Genomic DNA, 24797 nt, shown 5'->3' with positions numbered 1-24797 from the left:
ATTGAACTCATTAATAGGGACATACGAATGCAAGGTGGATGCAAAAGGAAGGTTGATGCTTCCTGTTGCGTTAAAAAAGCAGTTGTCTCCTGTTTTGCAAAATGGTTTTGTACTTAAACGAGCAGTTTTTCAGCCTTGTTTAGAGCTTTATCCTATGAGTGAATGGCAGGCTTTAATGAGTAAGATGAACAAGTTAAACCGATTTAAAAAGAAGAACAATGATTTTATTCGACGTTTTACGGCTGGAGTAAAAATGATTGAAGTAGATGCTACTGGTAGGCTTTTAATTCCAAAAGATTTGGTGGTTTTTGCAGGTATTTCAAAAAATATAGTGGTCTCTTCGGCAATTAATATTGTTGAAATTTGGGATAAAGATAAATACGAACAAGCCATTGATGATGCGGCTCTAGATTTTGCAGATTTAGCTGAAGAAGTAATGGGACAAGACGATGAAGACGATGGAATATCATAATCCTGTTTTATTAAAAGAAACCGTTGATGGTTTAAACATTGTGGAAGATGGTGTTTATGTCGATGTCACTTTTGGAGGAGGAGGTCATAGTAGGGAAATATTAAAGCGACTTGGTTCAAATGGGAGGTTGTTTGCTTTCGATCAGGATCCAGATGCGCTTGAAAATACAATAGATGATCCGCGTTTTACTTTGATTCATGAAAATTTTAGACACATGAAAAGGTTTTTAAGGTTTTATGGGGCAAAGCAGGTGGATGGTGTTTTGGCTGACTTTGGAGTTTCTTCGCATCAATTTGATGTTGCAGAGCGAGGTTTTTCGACCAGATTTGCAGCAGATTTGGATATGCGAATGAATCAGAAAAGCGAAGTTTCAGCTTACCATGTAATTAATGATTATGAAGAGGAGGATATTAAAAGAGTGTTGTTACAATATGGAGAGTTAAGGCAAGCTCCAGCAATGGCGAGAGAAATTGTAGAGCAAAGAAAAGATGCGCCAATTAAGACTAGTGACCAATTAAAAGAAGTGTTAAAACGTTTTTTGCAACATAAGAAGGAGAATAAAGTTTTGGCGCAGATTTATCAGGCTATTCGAATTGAGGTAAATCAAGAAATTGAAGCCTTAAAAGAGTTTTTGTTGCAAACACCTGAGGTTTTAAAATCTAATGGGCGTTTGAGTTTTATTTCCTATCACTCTTTAGAGGATAGGCTGGTAAAACGTTTTATAAGAAACGGTTTGTTTGAAGGAGAACCAGAGCGTGATATGTTTGGCAATTTTGAAGTGCCTCTTAAAAAAGTTGGAGGTTTAATTGTGCCAACACAAGAGGAAATAAAAATAAATAATAGAGCAAGAAGTGCTAAGCTTCGTATTGCTGAAAAGCTCGAAGTTAAAGGTTAATTGCTAAAAGCTTAAGAGGGTGAAAAAAAATATCTATAGTATATTAAAAGGAAGGTTTCTGGTGAGTGATGATGCCTTTAAGAACTGGAAAATGATTCTGTTTATTTCTGGTTTAGCTATAGTAATGATTGCGAGTTCGCATAGTGCAGATAAAAAAGTGCACGAAATTGCAAAATTAAATAATCATGTTAAAGAGCTTCGGTCTGCTATGATAGATGGTAGGGGTAGATTGATGAAGTTGAAAAAAGAGTCGTTTTTAGAAGGTGAAATGGCAGATAAAGGAATCGCTATTTCAGAGGTTCCACCAAAAAAAATAAAAGTTAAATCACAAAAAGATTAGTTCCATTTTGGCAGCAAGCGAAAAGAACATATTAAACCGATTGTATTTCATAGCAGGATGTATGTTCATCTTTGCTCTGGCTGTTGTGTTTAAACTTTTAAGCATTCAGTTTGTGCAAGGAGATAAATACAAAAAGTTAGCGCATAGTAGAACTATTAAGCCGGTTCCAATTCTTGCAAATAGAGGGAATGTGTATTCTGTAAATGGGAATTTATTAGCAACGTCTATTCCTAAATATGATATTAGAATTGATGCTATTACACCTTCAGCAAAAATCTTTGAAGAAAATTTAAAACCTTTAAGTGAGGCGCTGTCAAAATATTCTGGAAAGCCTTCTTCGTATTATCAAAAAGAATTGCGAAAAGCTAGAGCAAATAGAAATAGATACTATCTGTTGGCTAGAGATTTAGGGTATTCCGATTACATTCAGTTTCGCAATTTCCCAATGCTAAAACTTGGTGCTTTTAAAGGTGGGCTTATTGTGGAGCAAACTACTAAACGTGAGCATCCCATGGGAGGGATTGCTGAGCGTACTATAGGTTATGAACGTACAGATGAAGATGGTAATGTAACAAGACCAGGGATAGATGGTGCCTTTGGTGTTAAGTATTTACGAGGTACAGATGGTTTGCGATTAAAACAAAAAATAGGAAAAGGGCAATGGAAGCCAATTGTAGATTATGACCAGGTAGAAGCAAAAGATGGTTATGATGTATATACTACAATAGATGTTAATATTCAGGATATTGCACATCATGCACTTTTAAAACAATTAGAATATTACGAAGCAGAACATGGTTGTGTGGTTGTGATGGAAGTAGAGACTGGGGAAATTAGGGCAATCTCTAACCTTGGTAGAACGAGTAAAGGGAATTATTACGAAAAACTAAATTATGCTGTTGGAGAATCTCATGAACCTGGTTCTACATTTAAAGTAATGGCTTTAATGGCAGCTTTAGAAGATAAGGTTGTAGATACATCTACCGTTGTAGATGCTGGAAATGGAAAGAAGCGCTTTTATGGTAGAACTATTAGTGATTCACATCATGGTGGTTATGGGAAAATTTCTGCAGCTAGAGCATTAGAGGTTTCTTCAAATATTGGATTGGCAACTGTTGTGGATGATCATTATTCAAAAAAACCAGAAAAATTTCTTAAAACATTAAGAAAATGGAAATTAGATCAACCATTAGGTGTTTCTATTATTGGGGAAGGAAAACCAGTAATTCCACAGCCTGGAGATGCAATTTGGAGTAGAAATGCACTGCCTTCTATGGCATATGGTTATAATATGCAATTAACACCATTGCAAACTTTAGCGTTTTATAATGCCATTGCAAATAATGGAGAATTGATAAAACCACGTTTTTTAAGAGCTGTAAAAGAATTTGATAGAGAAATTGAAGTTTTTGAAAAAGAAGTGTTAGTGGGTAAGATTTGTTCTGATGAAACACTTTCTCAAATCAAAGATATTCTTAAAAATATTGTAGTAAGGGGAACAGGTAAAAAATTGTATTCCGAAACTTTTTCTATGGCTGGAAAAACAGGAACGGCTAGAACCGATTATGCAAACAATGAAGAGTGGAATAAAAATCCAAAGTATATATCTTCTTTTTCAGGGTACTTCCCGGCAGAAAATCCAAAATATTCTTGCATTGTAGTTATACATAAACCAAGTACTAAAGTTGGCTATTATGGTGCAGATGTAACTGGTCCAGTGTTTAAACGTATTGCGCAAAAAATATTTACAGATACACCAATTGTCGATGAGGTAGAGTCGCTTGAGGTTCAAAATGCTTCTGTAGAAAATGAATTTGAAAGCTATTACAAAACAGCGCAAACCTATAAAACAATTATGCCAAGCGTAATTGGTATTCCGGCAATGGATGCTATTTCCTTGTTAGAAAATATGGATGTGGATGTACAAGTAAAAGTCTCTGGGTCTGGTATTGTTAAAAAACAATCCGTAGATAAAAATACGAAACTCAAAAATAAACAAACAATAGTTTTAGAAGCATCGTGATAGATTTTAAAGACATATTATATAAGGTAAATATCAATGCAGTGGTTGGTAGTACAAACGTGTATATTAGAAATATAGATTTCGATTCGCGTAAAATTGCTATTAACGATGTTTTTGTTGCTATTAAAGGTGCTGTTGTAGATGGTCATGACTATATTGATATTGCGATAAAGCAAGGTGCAATGGTTGTTGTTTGCGAGAAGATGCCTCATAATTTTAATGCTAAAGTGACTTATGTGCAAGTAGAAAATGCAACAAAAGCACTAGCAATTATGGCTAATAATTATTATGGTTCTCCGTCTAAAAAATTAAAACTTGTAGGTGTTACAGGTACAAACGGAAAAACAACAATAGCGACACTGTTATATCAGTTGTTTAAAAATGCTGGTTATAAAGTTGGATTGCTTTCTACTGTGAAAATAATGGTAGATAACAAAGAATACAAGGCGACGCATACTACTCCAGATTCTTTGACAATTAATCGTTATTTAAAAGAAATGAATGAGGAAGGAGTGGCTTTTTGTTTTATGGAAGTAAGTTCACATGGAATCCATCAAAATAGAACTGAGGCGCTTTATTTTGAAGGTGGTATTTTTACCAATCTATCTCATGATCATTTAGATTACCATGAGACCTTTGCAGAATACCGTGATGTGAAAAAAAAGTTCTTTGATAACCTTCCTACAGATGCATTTGCACTTGTAAATGCAGATGATAAGAATGGTTTGGTAATGTTGCAAAACACTAAAGCGAAAAAATGTACATATGCATTAAAAAGCTATGCGGATTATAAAGCACAAATTTTAGAAAATCAATTCAGTGGTTTGCTGCTTAAAGTTAGTGAAGCAGAAGTTTGGACTAAACTTATTGGGGAGTTTAATGCGTATAACGTGTTAGCAATTTACGCTACTGCAGAATTGTTAGGTCTTGAAAAAGTAGAAATTCTTAGGTTGATAAGTGCTTTAGAAAGTGTAAGTGGACGCTTTCAGTATTTAATTTCAGATGAAAAAATCACTGCAATTGTAGATTATGCACATACTCCAGATGCTTTAAAAAATGTGCTAGAAACCATTAATAGTATTCGTACAAAAAATGAAGAATTAATAACGGTTGTAGGTTGTGGAGGAGATAGAGATAAAACCAAAAGACCTAAAATGGGCAATATTGCTTCGGCTTTAAGTACTAAAGTTGTTTTTACAAGTGATAATCCTAGAAGTGAAGTTCCAGAAACCATTATTGAAGAAATAGAAGCAGGAGTTGAGCCTGTAAATTATAAAAAAACAATATCTATTGTAGATAGAAAACAGGCTATTAAAACAGCTTGCCAGTTAGCAAATGCTAACGATATTATATTAATTGCAGGGAAAGGACATGAAACTTACCAAGAGGTTAATGGCAAACGTCAAGATTTTGATGATTATAAAATAGTACAAGAATTTTTAAAACAATTACAAAAATAAGTTTTGTTATTCTGCAGTTGATGTAGAATCAAATAGAAAAAGATATAAACAATGCTGTATTACTTATTTGAATATTTAGAAAAACAATACCAATTTCCAGGGGCATCACTTTTTGGTTTTATAACCTTTAGAGCAGCTGTTGCTATTCTAATTTCATTATTGTTTTCAACAATATTTGGTAAACGCATTATTCGTTTTTTACAAAAACAGCAAGTTGGTGAAACTATTAGAGATTTAGGTTTAGAAGGGCAAGCCGAAAAAGCAGGAACACCAACCATGGGAGGAATTATCATAATCCTTGCTACGTTAATTCCTGTGTTATTACTTGCAAAACTAGAAAACACATACATTATTCTTTTGATAGTTACTACGTTATGGATGGGAACTATTGGGTTTATAGATGATTATATCAAAAAATTTAAAAACGATAAAGAAGGATTAAAAGGAAGATTTAAAATATTAGGTCAAGTAGGTTTAGGTATTATAGTTGGTGCAACATTATACTTTAATCCTAATGTTACCATTAAAGAAAAACTTCCAGTAGCGCAACAACAAGAGATTTTAGCTGAAAATCCAAACGCATTTCCTTCTAAGCTTTTTGCGGCAGAAGAACAATCTACCAAAACAACGATCCCTTTTGTAAAAGGAAACGAGTTTGATTATGCAGATTTAATTACTTGGATAAATCCTGAATGGGCAAAATATGCTTGGATAATTTTTATTCTTGCTTCTATTTTTATTATTACTGCGGTTTCTAATGGAGCTAATCTTACTGATGGAATTGATGGGCTTGCAGCTGGAACTTCAGCAATAATTGTATTAACGCTTGGGATTTTCGCCTTTGTATCTGGGCATATAGTTTTTTCAGATTACTTAGATATTATGTTTATACCAAGGATAGAAGAAATTACCATTTATATAGCCGCTTTTACGGGAGCGCTCATTGGATTTTTATGGTATAATACCTATCCAGCGCAAGTTTTTATGGGTGATACTGGAAGTTTAACTATTGGAGGGATTATTGCGGTTATAGCGATTGCTGTACGTAAAGAGTGGTTAATACCAGTTTTATGCGGAATCTTTTTAGCGGAAAACCTTTCGGTAGTAATGCAAGTGAGTTGGTTTAAATATACAAGAAAAAAATATGGAGAAGGACGACGCATTTTTAAAATGTCGCCTTTGCATCATCACTATCAAAAATCAGGTTATCACGAAAGTAAAATTGTTACTAGGTTCTGGATTATTGGAATCTTATTAGCAATACTTTCCATAGTAACCTTAAAAATTAGATAGTGCTTGTCATTTTGTACTAGATGCGGAATCCATAATTAATAAAAGTAGAATTTACGTCATTGCGAAGCATGACAAAGCATGAAAAAAAAGAGATTAGTCATATTAGGAGGAGGAGAAAGTGGTGTTGGTACAGCACTTTTAGGGAAAGCAAAAGGCTATGATGTTTTTGTTTCCGATAAGGGGACAATAAAAGAAAAATATAAAGAAGTTCTTATACATAATGAGATTGAATGGGAAGAGCAAATGCATACAGAATCTAAAATTCTAAATGCGAATGTAGTAATGAAAAGCCCTGGGATTCCAGAAAAAATTGCTTTAATCCAGCAGTTAATTCAAAAGGATGTTCCTGTTATTTCAGAAATTGAATTTGCTTCCAAATATACCAATGCTACTATAGTTGGTATTACGGGAAGTAATGGTAAAACTACAACTGCTACGCTAACAAATCATATTTTAAAACAAGAGTTAAACGTTGGTTTAGCAGGTAATATTGGCGACAGTTTTGCAAAGCAGGTTTTACAAGAAGATTGTAAAAACTACGTATTAGAAATTAGTAGCTTTCAGTTAGACGGAATTGTAGATTTTAAGCCACAAATAGCAGTAATAACAAACATTACTCCAGACCATTTAGACCGATATGATTATCAATTTGAAAATTATATCGCTTCCAAATTTAACATTGCAAAAAATCAAACAAAAGAAGATTATTTGATTTTCGATGCAGACGATGAAGTAATAACTAGTTGGTTAAAAGCACATCCAGTTCAATCCACATTATTGCCTTTTTCATTAGTGAAAACTATAGAAAACGGTGCGTATTTAGATAAAGAAAATATAATAATAACCATAGATAACAATCATATAATTATGCCAACAAGCAAACTAGCATTAGAAGGTAAGCACAATGTTAAAAATGCAATGGCTGCATCCACTGTAGCACATTTGTTAAAAATAAGAAAACAAACGATACGTGAAAGCTTAGAGAATTTTCAAGGGGTGGAGCATCGTTTGGAGCATGTGTTAAAAATTAATAAGGTGCAGTATATAAACGATTCTAAGGCTACTAATGTGAATGCAACTTACTATGCATTAGAAAGTATGGATAGTCCAACAGTTTGGATTGTTGGAGGAGTAGATAAAGGGAATAATTACCAAGAGCTTTTTTCATTTGTAAACGAAAAAGTAAAAGCGATTATTTGCTTAGGTGTCGATAACGAAAAGCTTATGAATACTTTTGGAGGTATGGTAGATGTTATTGTAGAAACACAGTTTATGAGCGAAGCCATAAAAATAGCTTACAAGGTTGCGCAATCTGGTGATACCGTTTTACTTTCTCCTGCTTGTGCTAGTTTCGATTTATTTGAAAACTACGAAGACAGAGGGAGACAGTTTAAAGATGCAGTAAGAAATTTATAAAACAACTAGAAGAGAAATGTTATGCTAACGCATGTTTAAGCATCTCATTGTAAGAAAAAATGCAAGAATTATTTAAAAATATAAAAGGAGATCGATTAATTTGGGCAATAGTTGCACTATTGGCTATTTTTTCATTCCTACCTGTATATAGCGCAGCAAGTAACTTGGCTTATGTTGGGGGTTCTGGTAATACCTTTTCTTTTTTTGTAAAGCACTTTATGCATTTGTTTTTAGGTTTTACAATTATGTATGGGGTACATAAAATTCCATATAGATATTTTAGGGGCTTGTCTATGGTCATGATTCCTGTGGTATTAGTGTTGCTGGTTGTTACTATGTTACAGGGAACTACTATAGAAGGAGCAAATGCTAGTCGATGGATTCAAATTCCAATAGTAAATATGTCTTTTCAAACATCTACTTTGGCAGCAGTTGTACTTATGGTATATGTAGCAAGATATATGTCTAAAATAAGTGAGCAAAAAATCACTTTTGCCGAAACAATCTTGCCGCTTTGGATACCTGTTTTTTTTGTGTTAATACTCATACTTCCAGCAAATTTTTCGACAGCAGCAATTATGTTTGTTATGGTTGTGATGCTGGTGTTTTTAGGTGGTTATCCATTACGATATTTAGCAGTAATCATTGGTACTGGTATTTTAGCTCTTGTGTTTTTTATTCTGATAGCAAAAGCGTTTCCAGATGCTATGCCAAATAGAATTGATACCTGGATGAGTAGGATTGAAAGTTTTTCAAATGGTGAAGATACAGAGGCAAATTATCAAATAGAGCATGCAAAAACGGCAATTGCTACTGGTGGAGTACAGGGTGTTGGTCCTGGAAAAAGTATTCAGAAAAACTTCTTGCCACAGTCTTCTTCTGATTTTATTTTTGCAATAATTATTGAAGAATACGGATTAATAGGAGGTTTTTTTCTAATGATAATGTACATGTGGTTGCTTTTTAGAATCGTGATTGTAGCACAAAAATCAGATACCGTTTTTGGTAAACTATTAGTGCTTGGAGTTGGCTTGCCAATAGTGTTTCAAGCATTAATTAATATGGCAGTTGCTGTAGAATTGTTTCCTGTAACAGGACAAACTTTGCCATTAGTTAGTAGCGGAGGAACATCTATTTGGATGACATGCTTAGCAATTGGTATTGTATTGAGTGTGAGTGCAAAAAGAGAAGAAGATAAAAACAAAGAAAATAAAGAAGATAATCCGTTAGAAATTCTTTCGGAAGCAATTTAATTAAAACAACCTGCGTGATTTTAATAATCGAGCAGGTTTACTAAAAAAAAATATTCGTGCATTAGTAACGAAAAAAATGAAGAAACATAAAATCATATTATCTGGAGGAGGAACAGGAGGACATATTTATCCTGCAATTGCTATTGCAAATGAATTGAAGTCGCGTTTTCCATATGCAGAATTTTTGTTTGTTGGTGCAAAAGACCGAATGGAAATGGAGAAAGTGCCTCAAGCAGGTTATGCTATTAAAGGACTTTGGATTTCTGGAATTCAGCGGAAGCTTACATTAAAAAATCTAATGTTTCCATTTAAATTATTAAGTAGTTTACATAATGCAAAAAAAATTGTAAAACAATTTAAACCAGATGTTGTTATAGGAACTGGAGGATTTGCTAGTGGACCATTATTGCAAATGGCAACCTCAAGTGGCGTTCCTGGTTTAATTCAAGAGCAGAATTCTTTTCCTGGAATTACAAACAAACTGTTGTCTAAAAAGGTGCAAAAAATTTGTGTTGCTTATGATGGTTTAGAGCGTTTCTTTCCAAAAGAAAAAATGATTAAAACTGGTAATCCTGTTCGTCAAGACTTATTAGATATAGATTCTAAAGTAGCAGAAGCTAGAAATTTTTTCAACTTAATTGAAGGCAAGAAAACCCTTTTGGTTATTGGTGGTAGTTTAGGAGCACGACGTATAAATGAATTAATAAGAGAGGAACTCGATTATTTTAACACATTAAACATACAGGTGATTTGGCAATGTGGAAAGCTGTATTATAAAACATATAAAATAGATGGGAACGAAAAGCATGTGCAATTGCATGAGTTTATAAATAACATGGATTTGGCTTATGCAGCAGCAGATGTTATTATTTCTAGAGCGGGAGCAAGTTCGGTTAGTGAGTTGTGTATTGTTGGTAAGCCAGTTGTATTTATTCCGTCACCTAATGTAGCAGAAGACCATCAAACTAAAAATGCCATGGCAATTGTTAATGAAAATGCAGCTTTATTAATTAAAGAAAGTGATTTGGTTGTAGATTTTGAAAACAAGTTTACACAACTTATGGCTTCACCAGAAAAGCAAAAAGAATTAGGAGAAAATATTAAAAAACTTGCATTAGTAAATGCAACAAAACAAATAGCAGACGAGGTTGAAAAGCTTCTAAGTAAATAAAACTAAATAATAAAACTAAATAATAAAACGTAACACTTAGCGTAGTCGAAGTGTCTTGAATTAATGAACTTAAATAATATACATAACGTTTACTTTATTGGTATTGGAGGTATTGGCATGAGTGCACTTGCGCGCTATTTTCAAGCAAACAATAAAAATGTAGCAGGTTACGATAAAACCCAAACTGCTATCACAGACAGCTTGGTAGATTTAGGTATTAAAGTTCATTATGAAGATTCTATTGCAAATGTAGCAGATGCTTTTTTAAATTATGATACCACCTTGGTTGTGTATACGCCTGCGGTTTCAAAAGATCATAAGGAATTAGCTTATTTTAAAAATGATAAAAATTTCACGGTTTTAAAGCGTTCTGAAATATTAGGGTTAATTACCGAGAATACTTTTTGTTTGGCTGTTGCAGGAACGCATGGTAAAACTACTACTACAAGTATTTTAGGGCATTTGTTGTACGAATGTAATGTAGCATTGACTGCCTTTTTAGGAGGCATAAGTGAAAATTATAATTCTAATTTAATTTTAAACGGAAGCAAAGTTTCTGTCGTAGAAGCAGATGAGTTTGATAGATCTTTTTTGACACTTTCTCCAGATTTAGCATGTATAACTTCTATGGATGCAGATCATCTAGATATTTATGGTGATGCTTCCGAGTTAATAAAATCATTCCAAGATTTTTCAAAAAAAATAAAACCAAATGGTAAGTTGTTTATTAAGAATGGTTTGCCTTTAAAAGGAATTACTTATGGAGTTGAAGACGATTCCGATTATTCCGCTCAAAATATAAAAATTGAAAATGGTGTTTATGTGTTTGATGTGAAAATGCCAAATACAACGCTAGAAAGAGTCCAATTTAACCTACCTGGTAGACATAATTTGTCGAATGCATTAATAGCCTTGGCGATGGCTGTAGAATATGGTTGCCCTCACCAGCAGCTCGCCAAAGCTTTAGCATCTTATAAAGGCGTGCAACGCAGATTTACTTACCAGATAAAATCCGAAGAATTGGTTTTTATAGATGATTATGCACATCATCCAGAAGAAATTAATGCAGTGTATCAAGCGGTTCGAGAAATGTATCCCGGTAAAAAAGTGTTAGCTGTTTTTCAGCCGCACTTATTTTCTAGAACAAAAGATTTTGTTGATGATTTTGCTTCAAGTTTGTCGCAGTTTGACGAAATAATGTTGCTAGACATTTACCCAGCAAGAGAATTACCAATAGAAGGTGTGAACTCTAATTGGTTATTGCAAAAAATTAAAAATAATAATAAACAGCTTGTTGCTAAAAATGAGTTGATTACACAAATAAAAAAGAGTAAAGCGCAAGTAATTTTAACTATTGGTGCAGGAGATATTGGAGCAGAAGTAAAACATATAAAAAATGCACTACATGTCTCGAATTAATTGGAATTACATAAAAACCTTTGTTCTGCTAGTGTTAGTAGTGTTTTTGTATGCTTTTTCGGCAACTAAAAATAAGGTAAGAAAAGTGTCGCAACCAAAAGTGCATTTTTTAGGGGATAATAATTTGTTTATAACGCAGGCCAATGTTAGTAAGTTGTTAATACAAAATCAAGAAAGGGTTACAAATGCATCTAAAGAAATTTTAGATTTGAATAAATTAGAATCTGCCCTAAATTCTAATCCAATGATAAAGTCTGCTGAAGTGTATCTTTCTGTAAATGGGGAGCTTAAGGCAGAAGTAGAACAAAAAAAACCTATAGCTAGAGTAAGTGCTAATACGTCGTATTATATAGATGACCAAGGAAGTTATATGCCTTTGTCATCTAATCATGCTGCAAGAGTGCCATTAGTAACAGGTTTAGTAAAAAAAGAAGCACTTGCTAATGTGTTTAAAATAGCAGAGAAAATTAATAAAGATGCTTTTTTAAGCAAGTATGTTATTGAGATTCATCAAAACGAAGATAGTAGCATTTATTTAAAATTGAGACAATCCACCTTTATAGTGCATTTAGGTCAATTAAATCAATTAGATAAAAAGATAAATAACCTAAAGGTGTTTTATCAAAAAGCATTAAAAGAAAAAACACTTAATAATTACAGTAAAGTTAATTTACAGTTTGATAACCAAGTAGTGTGCACCAAAACGTAAACTATGGAGAATAATATAGCAGTAGGACTAGACATCGGAACCACAAAAATTGTGGCTATGATTGGTCGTAAAAATGAATATGGTAAGGTCGAGATTTTAGGTATAGGTAAATCTAAAAGCCTTGGTGTACATCGTGGTGTAGTAAATAATATTACGCAAACCATTCAATCTATTCAATTGGCAATTCAAGAAGCAGAAACTGCTGCAGCAACCAAAATTGAAGGAGTAACCGTTGGTATTGCAGGGCAACATATAAGAAGCTTGCAGCATAGCGATTATATTACTAGAGCAAATTCTGATTTGGTTATTGACGAAGAAGATATAGATAGATTAATCAATCAAGTGCACAAGTTAGTAATGCTTCCAGGAGAAGAAATTATCCACGTTTTACCACAAGAATATAAAGTAGATGGTCAAGCCGAAATAAAAGAACCAATTGGTATGTATGGCGGAAGATTGGAAGCTAATTTCCATGTAGTAGTTGGTCAAGTATCTTCTATTAGAAATATTGGTAGATGTGTACAAAGTGCAGGACTAAATCTGGAGGGTGTAACGCTAGAACCCTTAGCATCTTCTAACGCTGTATTAAGTCAAGAAGAAAAAGAAGCTGGAGTTGCACTAATAGATATAGGAGGAGGAACCACAGATTTAGCCATTTTTAGAGATGGTATTATTCGGCATACTGCTGTAATTCCTTTTGGAGGAAATGTAATTACAGAAGACATAAAAGAAGGCTGTTCTATTATAGAAAAACAAGCCGAGCTTTTAAAAATAAAATTTGGATCTGCATGGCCAGGAGAAAATAAAGACAACGAAATTGTTTCTATTCCTGGGCTAAGAGGTAGAGAGCCAAAAGAGATCACTTTAAAAAATCTCTCTAAAATAATACATGCTCGAGTTGTAGAAATTGTAGAGCAAGTATATGTAGAGATTAAAAATTATGGTCACGAAGAACAAAAAAAGAAACTTATTGCTGGAATTGTTTTAACAGGTGGTGGCGCACAATTAAAACATTTAAAGCAATTGGTTGAATACATAACAGGAATGGATACCAGAGTTGGGTTTCCTAATGAACACCTTGCAGGTAATAGCGATGATGAGATTACAAGTCCATTGTTCGCTACAGCTGTAGGTTTGGTTATGGATGGCTTAAAACGAAATGAAAGAAAAAAAGCAGAAACTGTTGTAGAAACATCCGATTTTCTAGTAGAAGAAAACGAAGAGGCAAACGAAGAGAAAGAAGTAAAAGCACCAGTAAAAGAAAGACGTTCGTTTTTAGACAAACTAACCGACAGAGTAAAAGATTTTTTAGATAACGCAGAGTAAAGTAATACGTAAGAAAATAAAACCGAAATTCATGAGCAGCAACAAAGAATTCGAAACCAATATAGCATTCGATTTACCAAAAAACCAATCGAACGTAATTAAAGTTATTGGAGTAGGTGGTGGAGGTAGTAACGCTATCAACCACATGTTTCAACAAGGCATAAAAGGAGTAGATTTTGTAATTTGTAATACAGATGCACAAGCACTTCAAAACAGTGGTGTTCCCAATAAAATTCAATTAGGACTTAACCTTACCGAAGGTTTGGGGGCAGGAGCAAATCCAGATGTAGGAGAGCAATCTGCTATAGAGAGTTTTGAAGATCTACAACGTATGTTAGATACCAATACCAAAATGATTTTCATAACCGCAGGAATGGGAGGCGGAACTGGTACAGGTGCAGCACCAATTATAGCAAAAATGGCTAAAGATTTAGACATTTTAACCGTTGGTATTGTAACAATGCCTTTTCAGTTTGAAGGAAAAATGCGTAACGAGCAAGCCCAAGAAGGTATCGAGAAATTACGAAACGTAGTAGATTCATTAATCGTAATAAACAACAACAAACTTCGTGATGTTTATGGTAATCTTGGTTTTAAAGCTGGATTCTCTAAAGCAGACGAAGTGCTATCTACAGCAGCTCGCGGTATAGCAGAAGTTATTACACATCACTACACGCAAAATATTGATTTACGGGATGCTAAAACCGTTTTAAGTAATAGCGGAACAGCAATTATGGGATCTGCTAGTTCATCTGGACAAAATCGTGCACACGAAGCAATTCGTAAAGCATTAGATTCTCCATTGCTTAACGATAATAAAATTATTGGTGCCAAAAACGTATTGTTGCTAATCGTTTCTGGGGCTCAAGAAATTACTATTGATGAGATAGGAGAAATCAATGATCATATTCAAAACGAAGCAGGTCATGGAGCTAACATAATTATGGGAGTTGGTGAAGACGATTCGTTAGATGAGTCTATTGCTGTAACCATTATTGCTACAGGATTTGATATCGAACAACAAGATGAAATCTCTAATACCGAAACTAAAAAGGTAATTCATTCTTTAGAAGAAGAGCAAACCTTAGAGCAAGATTTATCTAAAAAAGATAAAAGCCCAGCAATTATAACTCCAAATATTGAGTTAGAAAAAAAGGTAGAGCCCCCAATTGTAAAGCATACTTTAGATTTAAATGAATTAGAAGATGAATTTGAAATTCCAAAAAAGGAAGTTCCAAAACCATTCAATTTAATTCCGACTACAGAAATTATTAAAAACATGCATGTCGTTTATGATGAGGTAGTTGCAAAAAAAGAAGAGAAATCGGAAGATAAATGTTTTGCAGACGATGATTTTGAAGAGGTCGAAGATTCTTTACAAGAAGATGATTTTGTAATTACGAATGCCACGCCAACCGTCGAAACTATAAAAGATTTTGAAGAAGAAGAACAGCAAATAACGCTTACTTTCGATATGCCTTTAAGTGAATCTACAAAGCCAAAAACTCCAACGGGGAAGCAAGAAATTCAAGAGGAAAAGGTGATTCATGATTTAAATAAAGAAGAAATTAAGGACTTACCAGTTAATGATTTTATTGAACTTGTAAGCGTTACCGAAACCAATAAAGATGGTGAAATACGTTATGCTTTAGACGACTATTTAGAATTTGAATCCAATGCAGAGCCAAAGAAAAAAGAACCAATTGTAGAAGTTGTAGACAAGGTATTAGACCAAGAGGTTGTTTTCGAAAAGAAAGTTGTAGAAAGCAATGTAACTGAAGAACAAGTAGAAGAAATTGACCCAATGAATAGTCCAATTTCAGACATGCTAAAAGAAAGAGCAGAAGAACGCAGACGTAAGATGAAAGACTTTAACTATAAATTCAATACTGCAAAAATTGATGATATAGAAAAAATTCCAGCCTACAAACGTCAAGGTGTAGATCTTGAAGATGTGCAGCATTCATCGCAAAAAAATAGTATTTCTGGTACTTCTTTAAGTACAGATGATAATGACGATATGCTATTAAGAAGTAATAATTCGTTTTTACACGATAATGTAGATTAAGGAAACTCTATTTTTAAAAAGGCGTAGTTGCATGCCTTCGTTTTCATAACGAAATCTCTTAAAATAAAAAGTTAAGTTTAGTGTTTAACTTCAACTAACCCGAAAAACTCACCCAGAGGTTTTTCGGGTTTTTGTATTACCACGAAAGTGGAAATCTTTTAAATGAAAGTGTTCTTCTGTTGAAATGCTTTAAAACTCTATAGAGTCAACTGCTCGCTTTTTCATATCTTTGCAATTCAAAATAAATACTATTATGAGCTTACAACAAGATATAATGACAGCGATGAAAGCTGCAATGAAATCTAAAGATCAAACAGCATTAGCTGCATTAAGAGCAGTGAAATCTGAAATACTTTTAGCACAAACAGAAACAGGATCTAAAGAAGAAATAACCGAAGATCAAGAAATAAAAATACTTTCTAAATTAGTTAAACAACGTAAAGATAGTGCAGCCATTTTTTCGGAACAAAACAGAGAAGATTTAGCAGAACCAGAACTAGCACAAGCCGAAGTTATTAGTCAGTTTTTACCAGCACAACTTAGCGAAGCAGAAATTGAAAAAGTAGTAGTAGAAACTATTGCAGCAACTGGTGCAGTAGGCATGAAAGATATGGGAAAAGTAATGGGAATGGTAAACCAAAAACTTGCAGGACAGGCAGATGGTAAAACAATTTCTACTATTGTAAAGGCAAAATTGTCTTAAACATATGTTATTTCCGGAGTAAAACACCCAAGCAGTCTGTTTAGTAGAATGCTAAGGGTAGTTATTACTGCAATTAAATAAGATTCCTGCTTTCGCAGGAATTATGGCCTCGTAGTTCAACTGGATAGAATATCAGATTTCGGCTCTGAGGGTTGGAGGTTCGAATCCTCTCGAGGTCACAAATAAAAAGAAAAGTTGCATGTCAAATCAAGCTCGCTTGAATTTGTAAATGCAACTTTTCTTTTTTCAAAGCGGAGCTTTCGAGGAGAAACGAGCAAAGCGAAGTTAGTCCTCTTTTAAGCATGTCAAATCAAGCTAGCTTGAATTTGTAAGTACAGCTTTATCTTTTTCAAAGCTGCGCTTTGAGGGAATAACAAGCACAGCGAAGTTAATCCCAATAATAAGTTTAAATCAATCTCGCTTTAACTTATTTTATGTGTAACGTTCTTAAAATCAAATAATTTCGTACATTTAAGTTCTCCCACAGAAATCAACATTAATTCTGTTGATACTGAATAAAACAACAAATAGCAGGATGGTATAATATACTGTCTTAGATTATTATTGGTTTTTTTTAGTAAAACAGAAAAGCTTTCGTTGAAAATTATTATTCCTTTTCGTGTAATTAAACTTTACTGTTTTTTGAATTATATCAATAGCTATTATTCTAATAACTATAGAAATTAATTATGAGTACAGTTTCCTATAAAAAAATATGCACTATTAAAATAACGCATGAGTACTTTAATGCTTCTTTAGCAGAAGGGGTTAGTCTGTCTTTAGGATGGATAACAGAACAAATAAAGAATCGATTTGATATTCAAATACAAACGATGCAGGATTCGTTAAACATATTTATTAATTCAGAGTTCGCTACAGAAGCATTTTTAAAATCTATAGAAAGTGTAACTACCAACAACTATTTTGATTTTAATATGGTAATATCAGATTCCGATTTTTACAATTACACCAATATTCCTTTTGGTTTTATTCCTTCTTATTTATATGCTAGTAATGCTATAGAAAACAAAAGCAACCCCAATACGGTAGAATTAATCCCTAAACCAAGTGCCGAAAATAGCAATGATAAATTTGCGACTATAAAAATCTATTTTCAGGATATTATTGAAGCTTCTTCTGAAAGGCAAGAGTTTTTAATAGCCTTAACAGCTAGAGCAACTTTTTGGCAATATCATATTATTAATAGAAATCTATCTAATCCTTCTATTCAAGGTAATGTCGATGTGTCTTTTGGTGCACCTAAACAAGTTGTGTTAAAAAATGGACAACAAGCAATAAGCTTTACTGCTAATAAACCTTTAAAATTAAGCCAAACACCAAAGTATACATTCGATTTGATTGATGTAAAAGAAGAAAATAATCAAGTAATAACTAAGGAGATTTTCTCTGGTTTGCCTAACGCAAGCCCTCAAAACTTGGAGATTAGCATAGAACATGGAAATCAAAAGCTATTGTCACAAATATATATTTATATATAATATATGTAACTAATAAAATAGAACGCTATGACTGCAAAATATAAAACACCTGGAGTTTATATAGAGGAAGTAAATGCTTTTCATAACTCTATACTTCCTGTGCCAACAGCTATTCCAGCTTTTATTGGCTATACTCCTCAAGCTTCTTATGAAGGAAAATCGTATTTTAACATACCCACAAAAATCTCATCATTCGCAGAATTTAAATTTATATTCTGTTATCCAGATGCTCCAGCTTCGGCAATACCAAAACAACAATATAGTCCAGAATATTATCTGGTAAAGCAAAAGCAAAAACCAATAAAAGGAAGTTGTATTACTATTGCAGGTGATTTCTATGCGATAGTGCCAGATCCAAACACTATTTATTATATGTATAATAGTATTCGTCTGTTTTACGAAAATGGAGGAGAAGACGCCTATATTGTTTCTGTAGGAACTTATGGATGTCCTTCTAAAACACCAATGCATCCTGGCGATCAAATTGTAAACTCTAATGTGCAATTAAACGACTTACAAAACGGAATTGCTTTATTAAAAAAAGAGCAGGAGCCAACCATGTATATTTGTCCGGAAGCTACTTTGCTTTCTGTTGTAAATAATGCAACACTTATGCAATCTATGTTATTTCAAAATTTAGAAATGCAAACAGCAATTAGCATTTTTGATGTTATTGGTGGTCGTGATCCTGATCCTATACTTTATTTGGATGATATTGAAACCTTTCGAAATAATACAGGAGCTAGAGGCTTGTCTTTTGGTTGTGCTTATTATCCTTTTATAGGAACTACCATGATGCAGCAAACGGATATTGATTTTAACAGTTTATTTGGTGGAGATTTAGAACAATTAGAAGCGTTATTAAGCCTTGCTGAAAACGCAAATCAAAATATAACTAAAATCTTTAAAATGATTAGGGGTTTGGAGGATACAAATCTAACTATAGAAGCGCTTAATAGAGCTTTGTTAACTGCAAGTCCTTTATATTCTTTAATTATTAAAGAAACACTAATAGTAGCTAATATGCTTCCGCCAAGTGGTGCAATGGCAGGTGTTATCACAACAACAGATAATCAAGAAGGTGTATGGAAAGCTCCAGCAAATACATCTATAGTTGGAGCTGTTTCTTTACCTATTAAATTATCAAGTATAGATCAAGCTGGCTTAAATGTAGATGCAGTTTCTGGAAAGTCTATTAATGCAATTCGGTTTTTTAGTGGTAATAGTGTGCTAGTTTGGGGGGCAAGAACTCTAGATGGTAATAGTACCGATTGGAGGTATATACCCGTTCGTAGAATGCTTATTTTTTTAGAACAGTCCTGTAAACTTGCTACAAAAGCTTTTGTTTTTGAACCCAATGATAGTAATACTTGGTTAGTTGTAAAAAAGATGATAAGTAATTTTTTGACTTCCATTTGGAGGCAGGGTGGCTTTCAAGGAGTAACACAAGAAGACGCTTTTTTTGTGAGATGTGGTTTAAATGAAACCATGACTAATCAAGATATTTTAAATGATAATATGATTGTAAGTGTAGGTGTATCTATAGTACGACCAGTAGAGTTTATTGTTTTTTCATTTGTAATTCAAATGAAAAAATCAAACTAAAACAAGAAAACTAAAAATATGGCAATAGATGGAAGTAAAGAAAACGCAACTTGGCCAATGCCAAAGTTTAGATTTGAAGTAGATCTAGGAACCGAACTACAAGGTGTAGCATTTCAAGAAGTTTCAGGAATGGATGTAGAAAATCAGATTATAGAATATCGACATAGTAATAGTAAACTTTTTTCAACAGAGAAAATGCCTGGAATTGTAAAGTATGGTAACATTACTATGAAACGAGGTGTGTTTGTTAATGATAATACATTCTGGAAATGGCATGCAGAAATCTCAATGAATACTATTAAACGAAGGACAGTATTTATCAAATTATTAAATGAAAAAAGCGAGGTTACTATGCAATGGGAACTTAACAACGCTTGGCCAACTAAAATTACGAGTACAGATCTTAAATCGGATGGAAGTGAAGTCGCAATAGATACCTTAGAAATTGCTTACGAACAATTAACAATTTCAAATGGAAACTAAAAGCAATAATTCTTTAAACTTTAATTAAAAATAAACCAATGGCAGTAAGAAATGATATAGGTAGTGGAGGAATTGTAACTTTTGTAGTAAAAGTTGGTGGTAGTACTATTCCAGATGAAAATCGAGTATATTCTATTAAAGTAGAACATGCAGTTAATAAAATAAGTACAGCTCAAATTGAAATTCTGGATGGTGATTTTAGTACTGGAACATTTCAAGCGAGTTCTTCTGATACATTTCTTCCTGGTAGAGAAATTAGTATTGAAGCTGGATATGATAATAATAACAAAATTATTTTCAAAGGAATTATTACGGAACAAACCATACGTATTGACCATATTATAGGTTCCGCACTTATTGTAACATGTAGTGATGAAGCAATTAAAACAACAGTTGGTAGAAAAAGTAAAACCTTTATAAAAACAAGTGATAGCGATATCTTGACGTCTATTTTAGGAACCTATTCAGGTATCACTACCAATATTACTGCTACAACTTTTATTTGGCCACAACAAGTACAATATGATACAACCGATTGGGATTTTATATTAGCAAGAGCCGCAGCTAATGGTTTAATAGTAAAAACGATTAATGGTAAAGTTTCTGTTGAAAAACCAGATAGTGATACAACCTCAGTTTTAGAAATAGAATCTGGTAATAATCTTTATGAGTTTCATGCAAATCTTAATGCTGTTAGTCAATTAGATAAAGTGAAATCTAGTTCTTGGGACTATGCAAATCAAGAATTAATTGATGCAGAAATGAAGAATAGTTTTTCTGGTCCTGGCAATTTATCAAGTACAAAACTTTCAGAAGTGGTAGGGTTAAAAACTTTTGATTTACAATCGCCAGCACCAATTAAAAACGACGAGCTCGAAAATTGGAACCAAGCTCAACTAATTAAAAATAATTTATCAAAAATACAAGGCAAAGTTGTATGTCCGGGTAATCCTTCAGTTCAAATAGGCAAATACATCACCTTAAGTGCAGTGGGAGATCGCTTTAATGGAGATCATTTAGTATCTAAAGTAACTCATAATATTTCTGATGGTAATTGGATGACAGAATACGGAATCGGACTTTCAGATGAATGGATTGCTAAGCAAAATAAGACTAAAGCAATTTCTCCTTCAGGTTTATTATCTGGTGTAAATGGACTGTTTACTGCAACCGTAAAAAAAATAGACCAAGACCCAGAAAATCAATACCGAATTTTGGTAGATGTACCACTTTTTAATACTTCAGGAGAAGGACTTTGGGCTAGACTTTCTAGTTTTTATGCTTCTAATAATGCAGGTGCTTTTTTTATGCCTGAAATTGGCGATGAGGTTGTGGTTGGTTTTTTAAATGAAGACCCAAGATTTCCAATAATATTAGGAAGTTTATATAGCAATCCGAAGTTAAAACCGTCGGAAGGTCTTAATCCTAATCCGCACAATTCCACTAAAGCAATAGTGTCTAAATCTGGTATTGAAATTATTTTTGATGACGAAAATCAAACATTCACAATTACAACTCCAGATAAGAATAAAGTTGTGTTTAGTGATGCTGATAAACAAATTATTATTCAAGATCAAAATGACAATACAATTACCATGTCTCAAACTGGTATTGAATTAAAAAGTCCGAAAAGCATTTCTATTGATTCGAGTGAAAAAGTTAGTATTATAGGTGCTCAAGGAATTTCATTAGTAGCTCAAGGAGGAGATGTGAATGTAAAAGGTCTAAATATTCAACATAAAGCAGATGTAGAATTTTCGGCAGAAGGAAGTGCTTCAGCAAGTGTTCAAGGAGGAGGACAATTAACGCTTCAAGGAGCAATGGTAATGATAAATTAAACAAAAAGAAATATGCCAGAAGCAGCAAGAGTAACCGATTTTCACGAATGTCCAATGCAAACATCAGGAGTACCTCCTATTCCTCATGTTGGAGGCCCAATTCTAGGCCCAGGAGAACCAACGGTGCTAATTGGTGGTATGCCAGCAGCAAAGGTTGGAGATGCTTTAGTTTGTGTTGGTCCACTAGATTCCATTGCTACAGGGTCTGCAACCGTTTTAATTGGAGGTATGCCAGCAGCTAGAGTTGGAGATACTACAGCACATGGAGGTAAAATAGTAATAGGCGCTCCAAACGTAATTATAGGAGGGTAAAATATAGAGTTGGAATTATTAAAACGAATATTTTGAATACATATAAGGGGAATTTACACGCAACTGTTCTATCTGTTTTAAAGGAACAAGAGTTAGAACAAAAGAAATTAAATGCACAATTAAATGCTTCACTTTTTAGTCATTATTATTTGCAAGGAGATGTGATTGTAGCACAAGAAAATCTAAAAATAACAAATCAAGAATTTGAAACAAAACATAGTATAAATAAGCAGCTAGTAAATATTAGTAATATTTCAAATAACCTTTTAGACTATGCTAGGCAAGAAAAAAATGATGTTGATCAAGCAATTACAAATACTGCAGTTGCAGCTGCAAATGTTCAGGTAGCTGCAAATGCAATTTTAAAATTAACTTCAGATATAGCAAGTGTTTTTAGTAGGATAAAAGCAGAAGATTTTGGTGATGCTGTTGAGCAACTTGCAAGTGAGGCTAATGATCTTATGGTTATTACAGCCTATGATGCTGAAAAGACGTCGCTATTAGCTATGAATGCTTCTTCGTCTACCGCAAAAATTTCTTCTAATACAGTATTTGAAAAAGCAAACGCTACCAATATACTAGTTGAAAAATTATTTAAAATTATTGTGTCAGAGTTAGAAGAAGTCTCCAATAGGATAACAACAGATAATGTTTTGATTGGTCAAACAAAGCGTAAAGAAGAAAAAGCAAAAGGGAATTTAAAAACTAGTGTAATTAATTTATCGACAGCAGAATTAGCTTATTTTAAGAACAATAAAGAATTAAATTTAAATCTTAGAATACTAGAAAAAGCGGATGCTAATGATAGTTATTCCGTTAGTTTCGATACTATAAAAAGTCCGTTTAAAAAAGCGAATCAACCAATTAGTAATCCAGTAGAAAAGTATTTTATCTTTTTGGTAAAAGAGAAGAACAAAAATATTTTTAAGTTAAATAGTGCAGAGCAAATTGTTTCCAAAGGTACTAATAATAAGGATTTCAAAGAAATTAAGGAATTTGATGATTCGGTTGAATTATCAATTACTATAAAAGCATTAAATGATACGGATGGAGAAAAACTGCAGTTAGGAGAACAATATGTAATTATAGTTTATGCTATCTATAAAACGGTATATAAAAAACACATTAATAATTTTGAGGATTTTTTATCGATACCTTCTCTGTCATTTAGTTTAGCACATTCGTTAATAGGTCCAGATATTAAAACCTTTGACATACAAGAAGAGCGAATTATTACTCCTTTAAATGAAACTATAGAAACCACATTTTCATTTATTATTCAAACAAAAACAAATCCAGATATTTCTGTTATTTATCGCTGTATGTTTTTACCAAATTATATAGCAAGGCAATATCAATATCAGGAGAAGAATATAGAAAAACCTTATTTCAATTTACTTTTAGCTGAGCAAGTTTCTAGTGGTAATTTTATAGAAGCAAGCTTAAAAAAAGATACCACTAAAAAAGGGGAAGTAAATACAGCGATGTATGTTGCTAAATTAGGTGCCGAAAGTACTGATGTTTATGGTAATATCATGGTAAAAGGTAATCGTTATACTCCAGTTGTTCTTACAATTCCTTTAGTAAAACCTCATTTTTTAGGGGAATACACGAATGCAGTTTCTAACCCTACGAATACTAAATCATTTGTTTTTCAAAATTGGGAAGATTAAAGAATTTAAAATGAAATAAATAAGCAAACCATGAAAAACAGCATATATAATATTAACGAAAAAAAGCAAGCTGCAATTAATGAATTAACAACGCAAGTATTTGATGCGCAATATGAAGTTGAACAATGTCAAACTATTGTTAGTTCGCTTAGAGAGAAAGCAAGTAAATTTCAAGGATTTCTTACTTCTTCTGAAGAGATTAAGAAACAGGCACAAAACAACCTTTTGTTGATAGAACAAATTCTTGCTGCAGCAAAAGATTTAGAGAGCAAATCTAATATAGCTTTAAGTGAAACCATAACCGCAAATGATGGGATAGATAAAATGGCTTCTTCAATGAAAACTGTTGTAAATAAGCTTATTTATAGTGCAGAAGTAATTAAAAAACTTCATACTTTAATAATTCGAAATAAAGCAAAGAATCCTCTTATTTCAAATGAATTGATTAATAGGATAATAACTTCAGAAAAAGATGCAACTAATGCAGTAACACTTGCTTTAGTCGCTTTAACATCTTCCTCTAATTCACAATCTTCTATTATGGAATCTAATGGGATTGCTAATTTAGAGAACCAAGAATCTATAAATTTAGTTTCAAATATAAAAGCCATTTCTAATTCGCAAGAGGATGCAATGAATGCTCAATCATTAATTTATAGCCAATTACAAAAAGCTTATAAAAAAGCAAAAGAGGAAAATATAAAAGCGATAAAAGTGAGCCAAATTACAATAAACCAGCTTGACGAAGCTATAAGTAATCTTAATAAAGCAGAAGTCAAGTTGCATTCATTACAAGCTGGATTAAGTGCTGCTAATGCTGCGTATTTAGGTTCTTAACA

General features: G+C 33.0%; 21 protein-coding genes and 1 tRNA gene. All 22 read left to right on the top strand.

Going from position 1 to position 24797, the window contains the following annotated elements; all coding sequences use genetic code 11:
- The first annotated feature begins 1 nt into the window (after window position 1).
- The 22 genes from mraZ (at window position 2) to Q4512_RS00215 (ending at window position 24795) form a co-directional block, all read left to right on the top strand.
- Window positions 2-472 (top strand): division/cell wall cluster transcriptional repressor MraZ, encoded by a 471-nt coding sequence (gene mraZ, locus Q4512_RS00320; protein ID WP_303420408.1) that lies wholly within the window; start codon window positions 2-4, stop codon window positions 470-472.
- Window positions 459-1367, top strand: a complete 909-nt coding sequence (gene rsmH, locus Q4512_RS00315; RefSeq protein ID WP_303421812.1) for a 16S rRNA (cytosine(1402)-N(4))-methyltransferase RsmH — start codon at window positions 459-461, stop codon at window positions 1365-1367. The genes mraZ and rsmH overlap by 14 nt, the downstream gene beginning before the upstream one ends.
- Window positions 1368-1386: 19 nt before the next feature.
- Window positions 1387-1707 (top strand): FtsL-like putative cell division protein, encoded by a 321-nt coding sequence (locus Q4512_RS00310; RefSeq protein WP_303420406.1) that lies wholly within the window; start codon window positions 1387-1389, stop codon window positions 1705-1707.
- A gap of 61 nt (window positions 1708-1768) precedes the next feature.
- Window positions 1769-3730, top strand: coding sequence for a penicillin-binding protein (locus Q4512_RS00305; RefSeq protein WP_303421810.1), 1962 nt, complete (start codon window positions 1769-1771; stop codon window positions 3728-3730).
- Window positions 3727-5190 carry a UDP-N-acetylmuramoyl-L-alanyl-D-glutamate--2,6-diaminopimelate ligase gene (locus Q4512_RS00300; protein WP_303420404.1) on the top strand — a complete coding sequence of 488 codons (1464 nt, stop codon included), beginning with the start codon at window positions 3727-3729 and terminating at the stop codon, window positions 5188-5190. Before Q4512_RS00305 ends, Q4512_RS00300 begins: the two co-directional genes overlap by 4 nt.
- Before the next feature lie 51 nt (window positions 5191-5241).
- Window positions 5242-6483: a phospho-N-acetylmuramoyl-pentapeptide-transferase gene (gene mraY / locus Q4512_RS00295; RefSeq protein WP_303420402.1), complete on the top strand. Its 1242-nt coding sequence runs from the start codon at window positions 5242-5244 to the stop codon at window positions 6481-6483.
- Between the two features lie 78 nt (window positions 6484-6561).
- Window positions 6562-7899, top strand: a complete 1338-nt coding sequence (gene murD, locus Q4512_RS00290; RefSeq protein WP_303420399.1) for a UDP-N-acetylmuramoyl-L-alanine--D-glutamate ligase — start codon at window positions 6562-6564, stop codon at window positions 7897-7899.
- A 59-nt stretch (window positions 7900-7958) separates the two neighbouring features.
- On the top strand, window positions 7959-9152 hold the full coding sequence (locus tag Q4512_RS00285) for an FtsW/RodA/SpoVE family cell cycle protein (protein ID WP_303420397.1): 1194 nt from the start codon (window positions 7959-7961) through the stop codon (window positions 9150-9152).
- Between the two features lie 76 nt (window positions 9153-9228).
- Window positions 9229-10323 (top strand): undecaprenyldiphospho-muramoylpentapeptide beta-N-acetylglucosaminyltransferase, encoded by a 1095-nt coding sequence (gene murG / locus Q4512_RS00280; RefSeq protein ID WP_303420395.1) that lies wholly within the window; start codon window positions 9229-9231, stop codon window positions 10321-10323.
- Between the two features lie 63 nt (window positions 10324-10386).
- Entirely contained in the window at window positions 10387-11742 is a 1356-nt protein-coding gene (gene murC / locus Q4512_RS00275) for a UDP-N-acetylmuramate--L-alanine ligase (RefSeq protein ID WP_303420394.1), read from the top strand.
- Window positions 11729-12451, top strand: coding sequence for a cell division protein FtsQ/DivIB (locus Q4512_RS00270; protein WP_303420393.1), 723 nt, complete (start codon window positions 11729-11731; stop codon window positions 12449-12451). Before murC ends, Q4512_RS00270 begins: the two co-directional genes overlap by 14 nt.
- 3 nt (window positions 12452-12454) lie before the next feature.
- The gene (gene ftsA / locus Q4512_RS00265; protein WP_303420391.1) at window positions 12455-13777 is read left to right on the top strand and encodes a cell division protein FtsA; all 1323 of its coding nucleotides are present in this window, start codon (window positions 12455-12457) and stop codon (window positions 13775-13777) included.
- A gap of 31 nt (window positions 13778-13808) precedes the next feature.
- Window positions 13809-15845, top strand: coding sequence for a cell division protein FtsZ (gene ftsZ / locus Q4512_RS00260; RefSeq protein WP_303420389.1), 2037 nt, complete (start codon window positions 13809-13811; stop codon window positions 15843-15845).
- A 253-nt stretch (window positions 15846-16098) separates the two neighbouring features.
- A complete protein-coding gene (locus Q4512_RS00255) occupies window positions 16099-16548 on the top strand; it encodes a GatB/YqeY domain-containing protein (protein ID WP_303420387.1) in 450 nt (149 codons plus the stop codon).
- A 105-nt stretch (window positions 16549-16653) separates the two neighbouring features.
- Window positions 16654-16727: transfer RNA gene (locus tag Q4512_RS00250), tRNA-Arg, on the top strand.
- A gap of 510 nt (window positions 16728-17237) precedes the next feature.
- Window positions 17238-18047 carry a hypothetical protein gene (locus Q4512_RS00245; RefSeq protein WP_303420385.1) on the top strand — a complete coding sequence of 270 codons (810 nt, stop codon included), beginning with the start codon at window positions 17238-17240 and terminating at the stop codon, window positions 18045-18047.
- Window positions 18048-18074: 27 nt separating this feature from the next.
- On the top strand, window positions 18075-19652 hold the full coding sequence (locus tag Q4512_RS00240) for a phage tail sheath C-terminal domain-containing protein (protein ID WP_303420383.1): 1578 nt from the start codon (window positions 18075-18077) through the stop codon (window positions 19650-19652).
- 18 nt (window positions 19653-19670) lie between these two features.
- On the top strand, window positions 19671-20135 hold the full coding sequence (locus Q4512_RS00235) for a phage tail protein (protein ID WP_303420380.1): 465 nt from the start codon (window positions 19671-19673) through the stop codon (window positions 20133-20135).
- A gap of 38 nt (window positions 20136-20173) precedes the next feature.
- Window positions 20174-21973, top strand: a complete 1800-nt coding sequence (gene vgrG / locus Q4512_RS00230) for a type VI secretion system tip protein VgrG (protein WP_303420378.1) — start codon at window positions 20174-20176, stop codon at window positions 21971-21973.
- A gap of 12 nt (window positions 21974-21985) precedes the next feature.
- Entirely contained in the window at window positions 21986-22285 is a 300-nt protein-coding gene (locus tag Q4512_RS00225) for a PAAR domain-containing protein (protein WP_303420376.1), read from the top strand.
- 32 nt (window positions 22286-22317) lie between these two features.
- Window positions 22318-23958 (top strand): hypothetical protein, encoded by a 1641-nt coding sequence (locus tag Q4512_RS00220; protein WP_303420374.1) that lies wholly within the window; start codon window positions 22318-22320, stop codon window positions 23956-23958.
- Between the two features lie 30 nt (window positions 23959-23988).
- Window positions 23989-24795 (top strand): hypothetical protein, encoded by an 807-nt coding sequence (locus tag Q4512_RS00215; protein ID WP_303420372.1) that lies wholly within the window; start codon window positions 23989-23991, stop codon window positions 24793-24795.
- The last annotated feature ends 2 nt before the right edge of the window (window positions 24796-24797 follow it).

It is taken from the genome of Oceanihabitans sp. 2_MG-2023 (genome assembly GCF_030547245.1).
Lineage (GTDB): Bacteria > Bacteroidota > Bacteroidia > Flavobacteriales > Flavobacteriaceae > Oceanihabitans.
Note: the sequence above shows the minus strand (reverse complement) of the source record. Positions and strands in the feature narration are given on the sequence as shown.